The sequence below is a fragment of the Bacteroidota bacterium genome (assembly GCA_038746285.1).
Lineage (GTDB): Bacteria > Bacteroidota > Rhodothermia > Rhodothermales > JANQRZ01 > JANQRZ01.
The window spans coordinates 25434-33803 of sequence record JBCDKT010000044.1 but is presented as its reverse complement, the minus strand read 5'-3'; the positions used below and the strand labels follow the sequence as shown (position 1 = coordinate 33803).

The window sequence follows — 8370 nt, the reverse complement described above, 5'->3', positions numbered from 1 at the left end:
CCTCCATGCGCTCGGCGTTCGTGAGGTCCGGGGTCCCCCCTCCCACCCCGTCGATCCGCCGCTGGGCGCGGTCGAAGGTGCGGCGGATGCGGGTGCCGAGGCTGGGTGCGTCCCCGCCGCCGTCCCCGGAGGGCGAGACGCGCAGCAGGCCCGGGTCTACGGTCGGCACGGGAGGGGCCTGGCCACCGCGCGCCTCGATCTTCGCCTGGCGCGCGCGCTCGATGTGCTTGTGGGCGTTCTCGACCATCACGAGGCTCGCGTCGACCATCACGCCGATGGCGATCGCGATCCCGCCCAGGCTCATGATGTTGGCGTTGATGCCCAAGAGCCGCATCACCCCGAGCGCGATCAGGATGCCGACGGGGACCGTCACGAGCGCCACGAACGCGCTCCGGACGTGGAGCAGGAACACCATGACCACGAGGGCCACGACGAGCATCTCCTCCCAGATCGTCGTCGAGAGCGCCGAGACCGCGCTCGCGATGAGCTCGGACCGGTCGTACTCGGTCACGACCTCGACGCCGGGCGGGAGGCCCGACGAGACCTCGGCGATCCGCTCCTTCACGGCGTCGATCGTCGCCTGGGCGTTCTCGCCCGAGCGCATGACGACGATGCCGCCGACCACCTCGCCCTCGCCGTTGACGTCGGCGATGCCGCGCCGGATCTCCGGGCCGACCCGGACCTCGGCGACCTGCCCGACAGTGACGGGCGTGCCGCCCTCGGCCCGAATGACGACCTGGCGGATGTCGTCGAGACCGCGGAGGTAGCCCTTCCCGCGGACGATGAACTCGCGCTCGCCGAGCTCCAGAAGCCGCCCGCCCACGTCGCGGTTGCTCCGCTGGAGCGCCATCCCGACGTGGCCGATGGGGACGCCGTAGGCCGCCAGCCGCTGGGGATCGACGACGACCTGATACTGCTTCTCGAACCCGCCGACGGTCGCCACCTCGGCCACGCCCTCGACAGCCTGGAGCTCGTAGCGGAGGTAGAAGTCCTGGACGCTCCGGAGCTGGGCGAGGTCGTACGTCCCCGTCGTGTCGCGGAGCGAGTACTGATACACCCATCCCACGCCCGTCGCGTCGGGGCCGAGCGCGGGGCTCGCGCCGTCGGGCAGCCGGTCCTGGACCTGGGAGAGGTACTCGAGCACGCGCGAGCGCGCCCAGTAGAGGTCGGTCCCGTCCTCGAAGATGACGTAGACGAAGCTCGTCCCGAACATGGAGTACCCCCGGACGGTCTGCGCGCCGGGGACGGACAGCATGGCCGAGGTCAGCGGGTACGTCACCTGCTCCTCGACGATCTGCGGCCCCTGCCCGGCGTACTCCGTCCGGACGATAACCTGGACGTCGGAGAGGTCCGGGATCGCGTCGACGGGCGTGGTGAGCGTGGCCCACGCGCCGAGCCCGGCGACCATGAGCGTGACCAGCCCGACGAGCAGCCGGTTCTCAGCGCTCCACTCGATCAGGCGTTCGAGGACGCCGTCCTGGGGTCTGGAGTCGCGCATCACTCGGTGGGGAAGTCGTCGGCGTCCGCCGTCCCCATACCGCCGGTCATCGCGCAGAGCGAGGCCGCCAGGCGGGCCTCGGAGTCGATGAGGAACTGGGCGCTCGTGACGACGCGGTCGCCGACGGACACGCCCTCGAGGACGCGGACGAGCCCGTCGGACTCTCCGCCGAGCGTGACCGGCTGGGGCCGGAAGCGGCCCTCGCCGAGGGCGAGGATGACGGCGGCCCCGTCGCCGTCGCGGACGACGGCCTCGCTCGGTACGACCGGGCCGACCTCCGCGAGGTCGCCGTAGAGGGTCGCCGTGGCGAACATCCCCGGCCGGAGCAGGCCAGCCGCGTTGGCGAGCGTGATCCGCGCCGTGCCCGTCCGCGTGGCGGAGTCGAGCGTGTCATAGACGTAGTCCACGCGGCCCCGGAGCTCCTCGCCGGGGAACGCCGCGAGCGTCACGACGCCGCGCGTGCCGCGCGTCACCCACCCGAGGTCGCGCTCGGGCACGTCGACCTGGAGGTAGAGCGCGCCGAAGTCGACGATGTCCATGAGCGGCATCCCCGGCGTCGCCTGCATCCCCTCGACGATCCGCTTGTTCTGGACCGTCCCGGAGGCGGGCGCGAAGAGCGTGATCCGCTCCTCGATGGTGCCCGAGCGCTCGACGGCCGCGATCTGCCCTGCCCCCAGCCCGAACAGACGGAGCCGCGTCCGAGCGGCCTCGACGAGCCGGTCGGCCCCGGCCCCGCCGCCCAAGAGCTCGCGGTTGCGGACGGCGAGGAGCAGCTCCTGCTGGGTCGAGACCAGCTCGGGGCTGTAGATCTCCAGGAGCGGTTGGCCCTGGCGGACCTGCTGGCCTTCGGTGTCGACGTAGAGTCTTTCCACGAACCCGCCGACGCGGAGCGCGACCGTCTCGCGCCCGGCGTCCTGCGCCTCGAAGGTGCCCGTCGTGCGGAGGGTCCGCTCAAGCTGGCGCTCCTGGACGACGGCCGTGCGGACGCCGATGTTCTGGAGCGTGACCGGGTCGATCTCGACCGTCCCGGCCGGGGCGCCGGAGACGGGCACGGGCTCGAGGTCCATCCCGCACACGGGGCACTGCCCCGGCTCGTCCTGGACCACCCATGGGTGCATCCCCGACTGATAGACGACGCCGTCGCCGTTGAGGTCGAACTGCGCGAGGCCGCCCTCGGGGCCGTCGCCGTCCGCCGTGCCGCCGTCGGCAGGCGCTGTTGCGGGCGGGGCCTCGGCGACCGCGTCGCCGTTGCCCCCGCGCGCGAGGGTCCACGTCACGCCGACGGTGGCGACGAACGCCAGAAGGGCGAGTCCGACCCAGAGGGCACGGCGGCGTCGCTCGGGGCTCGGCGGCGCGTCGGCGTAGACGTCGGCCGGGTCGCCGCCCTCGCCGAAGGCCTCTGGCGAGAGGGGCGGCGGCGCGTCGTGAGTACGTGGGTCGGGGGTCTCGGTCGTCATCGGGCTGGGGGGCCGAGGAGCGGGTCGGTGGTGCCGAGCGCGCGGGCGAGGTCGGCGGCGGCGTCGAGGAGCCGGGCGCGGGCGTCGACGAGGCCGAGGGCGACGGAGAACCGGGCGCGCTCGGCGTCGAGGAAGGCGAGGAAGTCGAGGGCGCCCGTCGTGTAGCCCGCGAGCGCGCTCTCGACGGTCGTCTCGGCCTGAGGCACGAGCGTCTCGCGGTAGAGGGCGACGGCTTCGGCCGCGCGGCGGGCGTCGGAAAGGGCGTCGGCGACGTCGGTCTGGACGGCCGTCTCGGTCGCCGCCAGTCGGGCGCGGGCGGCCTCCTCGCGGAGGCGGGCTTCGTCGAGCCCGGCGCGGCGGGAGGCCCGGTCGAGCGGGATCCGGACCGAGGCCATGAGGCCGAGGGCGTCTCGGCCGGTGGCCGTGGGGGGCGCGTCGGCTGGGGCGACGTCCGTGTAGACGACGCCGAATCCGATGGCGGGGTAGAACGCCTTCTCAGCGAGCGCGACCTGGGCCTCGGCAGCCTCGATCTGCGCCTGAGCCCGCGAAACTTCGGGGCGCGTCGCCACCGCCAGCGCGGCGATGTCGTCCGCCTCGGGGAGCGCCGGGACGACGGCGACGACGCGGTCCTCGACCGTCAGGCCCGGCCGGTCGAGGACGCGGGCGAGCGTCTGGACGGCGGCGTCGCGCTCACGGTCGAGCGTGATGAGCCGCTCGCCGAGCCGCTGGCGCTCGAGCTGGACCTGGAGGATGGCGCCCTGCGGCCCGCGGCCGACCTCGTAGCGAACGGCGGCGGCCTCGGCGAAGGCGTCGAGCCGGGCCTGGAACGCGCGGACGACGGCCGCGGCCTCCTGCGTCCGCACGAGGTCGGCGTAGGCGCGCGTCGCGCGGCGGGCGAGGTCGAGGGCCGTGGCGTCGGCGCCCAAGCGGGCAACCTCGGCCTGGGCATCGGCGGCGTCGCGGCGGAGGCCGAGCGTGCCCGGCCACGGCAGCATCTGCTCCACGCGCCACTGCGACCGCTGCGTGCCTCGGGCGGTCAGGACCGGGTACGGCGCGAACATGACGGACGCCACGGGGTCAGGGAGCGTGGCGACCTGGTCGCCGCGGCGCGCGAGGGCGCGGGCGTCCAGGCGTTCGGCGGCGAGCACGGGGTTCTCAGCGTAGAGCGCGTCGAGGACGGCGCCCAGGCGGAGGGTGTCGGGTGCCTGGGCGTGCGCCTGAGCACCGACGAGGGCCAGGAGGGCGAGCAGCGCCGAACGCGCTGAGGCGAGGGGGGACATGGTCTGAGACGGGCGACGGACAGCGGTAGGGACGCAACGCCATAGGGCGGGGCGTCGGGCGCGGAAGCGCTGCGCCAGAGGCGCGGGCTGTCGGCTCAGACCAGCAGGACCGAGAGCGTGAGGTGTCGGCGGGGGCCGGGCGGTGCCCCCGTCGTCGTAGGAGGGGCCTCGCGAGGCGGCGGCGCCAGAGGCTCGGCGAGCGTCTCGTGCGCAACGGGCGCCTCCGTGTCCGTCGGAGCGGGGGGGACCGTCGCCGCATCGTGCGCGACGGCCGGGGGCTGCGCGCAGCAGACCGGAGCCTCTGCGGGTCCGTTGGCGGGGGGCGCCATCGGACAGTGCTCGGAGCAGCAGTCCGGCCCGAGCGCGTCGGCTACGGCCGCCGCGGACGGACCGGCGGCCAGCGCGACGAGGGCGAGCGCCAAGAGGGCAGCAAGCCGGGGGAGCAGGGGCGAGGGGCGGATCACGGGTTGAGTACGCACAGGATCGGCAGGTTCTGCCCTGCCCCACCTTAAAAGGTGCTCAGGTCGCGTCGGATCAGCCGTCCGTTCACGGGCTCGCGGCGTTGGGCACGTTCCAGAAACGCGGCGACCGCCAGTCTCGGTAACGGGACGACAGCCGCTGCGTTTGTCGAGGAAACGCCCGACCTGAGATGCCCCACCCCTCCCCTGCCCTGCCCTCCGACCCGCCTGCCGCCGACGCCAGCCCGTCCGGCGACGGTGCCGTAGTCGGCCCGCCCCGGCCGCTCTCGCACGCGACGCTGGGCGTCGAGGGCATGACGTGCGCCGCGTGCTCGGGCCGTGTCGAGAAGGCGCTGTCGAAGGTCCCCGGCGTCCACGAGGCGACGGTCAACCTCGCGACCGAGCGGGCGACCGTCCAGTTCGACGCGGCCGAGACGACGCCTCTGGCGCTCGCCGAGGCCGTCCAGCGAGCGGGCTACGACGTGCGGACCGAGGAGGTGAGCTTCGCCGTGGGTGGGATGACGTGCGCGGCGTGCGTCGGGCGCGTCGAGCGTGCGCTGCAAGGCGCCGACGGCGTGGTCGAGGCGTCAGTGAACCTGGCGACCGAGCGCGCCCGCGTCCGCTACGCCGCCGGGACCGACGTCGAGGCGCTCTACGAGGCCGTCCGGAAGACGGGTTACGACGTCGTCGAGGCCGTGGGCGGGACGACGACGGAGGACGCTGAGCGCCAGGCGCGAGAGCTCGACCGCCAGCGGCTGCGGCGTCGACTCCTGTGGGCCGCCGGGCTCACGCTCCCGCTGTTCCTCATGGAGATGGTGCCGATGGCGGTCCCCGGTGGGATGGCCTGGATCGACGGGCTCGTCCCGATGCAGACGCGCTGGCTCGTGGCGTTCGCGCTGGCGACAGCGGTCCAGTTTGGACCAGGCCTCCGATTCTACCGCGCCGGGTGGGCGGCGGCCCGCCACGGCTCGCCCGACATGAACACGCTCGTCGCCCTCGGCACGTCGGCGGCCTACGGGTACTCCGTCGTCGCGACGTTCCTGCCGGGCGTGCTCCCCGAGGGCGCGGTCCACGTGTACTACGAGGCGTCGGCGACGATCATCACGCTCATCCTGCTCGGCAAGTGGTTCGAGGCCCGCGCCAAGGGCCAGACGTCGGACGCCGTCCGCGCGCTCCTCGGGCTGAGGGCAAAGACGGCCCGCGTGGTCCGCGACGGTGGACCGGGCACCGGCCCAGTCGAGGCCGAGGTCCCCATCGAGGACGTAGCCGTGGGCGACGTCGTCCGCGTGCGGCCGGGCGAGAAGGTGCCGGTGGACGGCGTGGTCACCGAGGGCACGAGCTACGTCGACGAGTCGATGGTGACCGGCGAGCCCGTCCCGGTCGAGAAGGGCGCGGACGCGGAGGTCGTCGGCGGGACCGTCAACCAGGCCGGGGCGCTGCTCATGCGGACGACGCGCGTCGGGGCCGACACCGTGCTCGCCCAGATCGTCCGGCTCGTCGAGGACGCCCAGGCGTCGCGGCCCGCGATCCAGGCGCTGGCGGACCGCGTGGTCGCCGTGTTCGTGCCCATCGTGCTCGTGATCGCCGCGCTCGTGTTCGGCGTCTGGCTCGCCGTCGGGCCGAGCCCGGCGCTGACCTACGCGCTCGTGGCCGCGGTCTCGGTGCTCATCATCGCGTGCCCGTGCGCGATGGGGCTCGCGACGCCCGTCTCGGTGATGGTGGGGACCGGGAAGGCGGCCGAGCTGGGCGTGCTCTTCCGCAAGGGCGAGGCGTTGCAGACGCTGTCCGAGGCTGACGTGGTCGCGCTCGACAAGACGGGGACGCTCACCGAGGGCCGCCCGACGCTGACCGACGTGGCGCTAGCGCCAGAGGCCGGGCTGGACGAAACGGAACTGCTCCGGCTTGTAGCCGCGGTCGAGGTGCCGAGCGAGCACCCGGTCGCGGCGGCCATCGTGCGCGCGGCGGACGAGCGCGGTATCGACCTGCCGGCGGCGTCCGACTTCGTGGCCGTGCCCGGCTTCGGCGTGCGCGGGACGGTCGAGGGCCGCCGCGTCGAGGTCGGAGCCGACCGGTTCATGGCCCGGGTCGGGCTCGACGTGGCGCCTCTCGCCGCGGCCTCTGGCGCCCTCGCGGGTGAGGGCAAGACGCCGCTCTACGCGGCCGTCGACGGCGTGCTCGTTGCGGCCCTCGCCGTCTCCGACCCGGTCAAGGCGACGACGCCCGCGGCCATCGACGCGCTCCACGACGCCGGGCTCCGCGTCGCCATGGTCACCGGCGACAACCGGGCCACGGCCGAGGCCATCGCGCGGCGCCTCGGCATCGACGAGGTGCTCGCCGAGGTGCTCCCCGCCGACAAGGCCCAGGCCGTGCGCGATCTCCAAGGCGAGGGCGGACGCGGCGGACGCCCGTTGCACGTGGCGTTCGTCGGCGACGGAATCAACGACGCCCCCGCGCTCGCCCAGGCCGACGTCGGCGTCGCGATTGGGACCGGGACCGACGTCGCCATCGAGGCCGCCGACGTGGTGCTCATGCGCGGCGACCTCACGGCGCTCGTCGAGGCCCAGGCGCTCTCGGCGGCCACGCTCCGCAACGTCAAGCAAAACCTGTTCTGGGCCTTTGCCTACAACGTCGTGCTGATCCCGGTCGCGGCGGGCGTGCTGTACCCGGCGCTCGGCGTGCTGCTCTCGCCCGTGCTCGGCGCGGCGGCGATGGGCCTGTCGTCGGTGTTCGTGCTGACGAACGCGCTCCGCCTGCGGCGCTTCATACCACCAACAGTCGGCTCCGCCGCGGTGGCCGCTCGGTAACGTTCGACGGGCCGCCGCGTTTGTGCCGGTGAACGCCCCCCATATCATGCCTCTCTCCCCCACCCTGCTCGACGCCACGCTCGCCGCACAGGCCGAGCCGCTCGTCGCCTACGTCCGCCAGCGGCTCGGCCCTGGCGTGGCCGAAGACGTAGTCCAGGACGCGCTCTTGAAGGCGGTCGAGGCCGCGCCGCCGATGGACGGCGAGGCCGACCTCACGCGCTGGTTGTGGCGCGTCGTCCGGAACGCGACCGTCGACGCCCACCGCCGACGGGAGGCCGCGGGCCGCCGCGAGACGGCGTGGGCAGACGAGCAGCCCGACGCCGTGATGCCGACCGAGGAGGCGCCCCGGCTCTGCGCGTGCTACCAACCGCTCCTGAACGACCTCGCGCCAGAGGCCGCCGAGGTCCTCCGCGCCGACCTCGACGGCGAGCCTGCGGCCGAGGTGGCGGACCGGCTCGGCGTGTCGGCCGGCACGCTCCGCGTCCGTCGGCACCGCGCCCGCGCGGCGCTCCGCGAACGGCTCGAAGACGTCTGCCGGGCGTGCGCTGGGTGCCTCGACTGCACCTGCGCCGCCCTACCCAACCCCCCTGTTTCACTCTCCCCTACTCCCATGCACACCGACAACCCGAACACCGACGACGCCCTCACCTTCAACATCAAGGGCATGACCTGCGGCGGCTGCGTCGCCGGGGCCACGCGCGCGCTCGACCGGACGCCCGGCGTGACCGTCGAGCGGCTCACGCTCGATGGCCCGGCCGTCGTCCGGCTCTCGGGCGGCGCCGACCGCGAGGCCGTGCGCGCCGCCGTGGAGGGCGCGGGCTTCCGGCCCGTCTTCGACGCGGCCTGAGGGTCGTCCTCCATCGCGGGCGCCGG

General features: G+C 74.3%; 6 protein-coding genes. 2 read left to right on the top strand and 4 right to left on the bottom strand.

Features of this window, described 5'->3' with window-relative positions:
• The 4 genes from AAGI91_13375 to AAGI91_13360 form a co-directional block, all read right to left on the bottom strand.
• Window positions 1-1498, bottom strand: a 1498-nt coding sequence (locus tag AAGI91_13375; protein MEM1043607.1) for an efflux RND transporter permease subunit, incomplete at its 3' end; no start/stop codon positions are given.
• Complete coding sequence (locus AAGI91_13370) at window positions 1498-2955, bottom strand: efflux RND transporter periplasmic adaptor subunit (protein ID MEM1043606.1); 1458 nt, start codon at window positions 2953-2955, stop codon at window positions 1498-1500. The genes AAGI91_13375 and AAGI91_13370, both read right to left, overlap by 1 nt.
• Window positions 2952-4235, bottom strand: a complete 1284-nt coding sequence (locus AAGI91_13365) for a TolC family protein (protein ID MEM1043605.1) — start codon at window positions 4233-4235, stop codon at window positions 2952-2954. The genes AAGI91_13370 and AAGI91_13365 overlap by 4 nt, the downstream gene beginning before the upstream one ends.
• A 95-nt stretch (window positions 4236-4330) precedes the next feature.
• On the bottom strand, window positions 4331-4699 hold the full coding sequence (locus tag AAGI91_13360) for a hypothetical protein (protein ID MEM1043604.1): 369 nt from the start codon (window positions 4697-4699) through the stop codon (window positions 4331-4333).
• A 185-nt stretch (window positions 4700-4884) separates the two neighbouring features.
• On the opposite strand from AAGI91_13360, the gene AAGI91_13355 reads away from it, so the two are divergent.
• Window positions 4885-7497 carry a heavy metal translocating P-type ATPase gene (locus AAGI91_13355; GenBank protein MEM1043603.1) on the top strand — a complete coding sequence of 871 codons (2613 nt, stop codon included), beginning with the start codon at window positions 4885-4887 and terminating at the stop codon, window positions 7495-7497.
• A 46-nt stretch (window positions 7498-7543) separates the two neighbouring features.
• The gene (locus tag AAGI91_13350; protein ID MEM1043602.1) at window positions 7544-8344 is read left to right on the top strand and encodes a sigma-70 family RNA polymerase sigma factor; all 801 of its coding nucleotides are present in this window, start codon (window positions 7544-7546) and stop codon (window positions 8342-8344) included.
• The last annotated feature ends 26 nt before the right edge of the window (window positions 8345-8370 follow it).

Coding starts and splice junctions, on each gene's coding strand:
- AAGI91_13370 (MEM1043606.1), bottom strand. CDS start 2,955: ATGACGACCGAGACCCCCGACCCACGTACTCACGACGCGCCGCCGCCC.
- AAGI91_13365 (MEM1043605.1), bottom strand. CDS start 4,235: ATGTCCCCCCTCGCCTCAGCGCGTTCGGCGCTGCTCGCCCTCCTGGCC.
- AAGI91_13355 (MEM1043603.1), top strand. CDS start 4,885: ATGCCCCACCCCTCCCCTGCCCTGCCCTCCGACCCGCCTGCCGCCGAC.
- AAGI91_13350 (MEM1043602.1), top strand. CDS start 7,544: ATGCCTCTCTCCCCCACCCTGCTCGACGCCACGCTCGCCGCACAGGCC.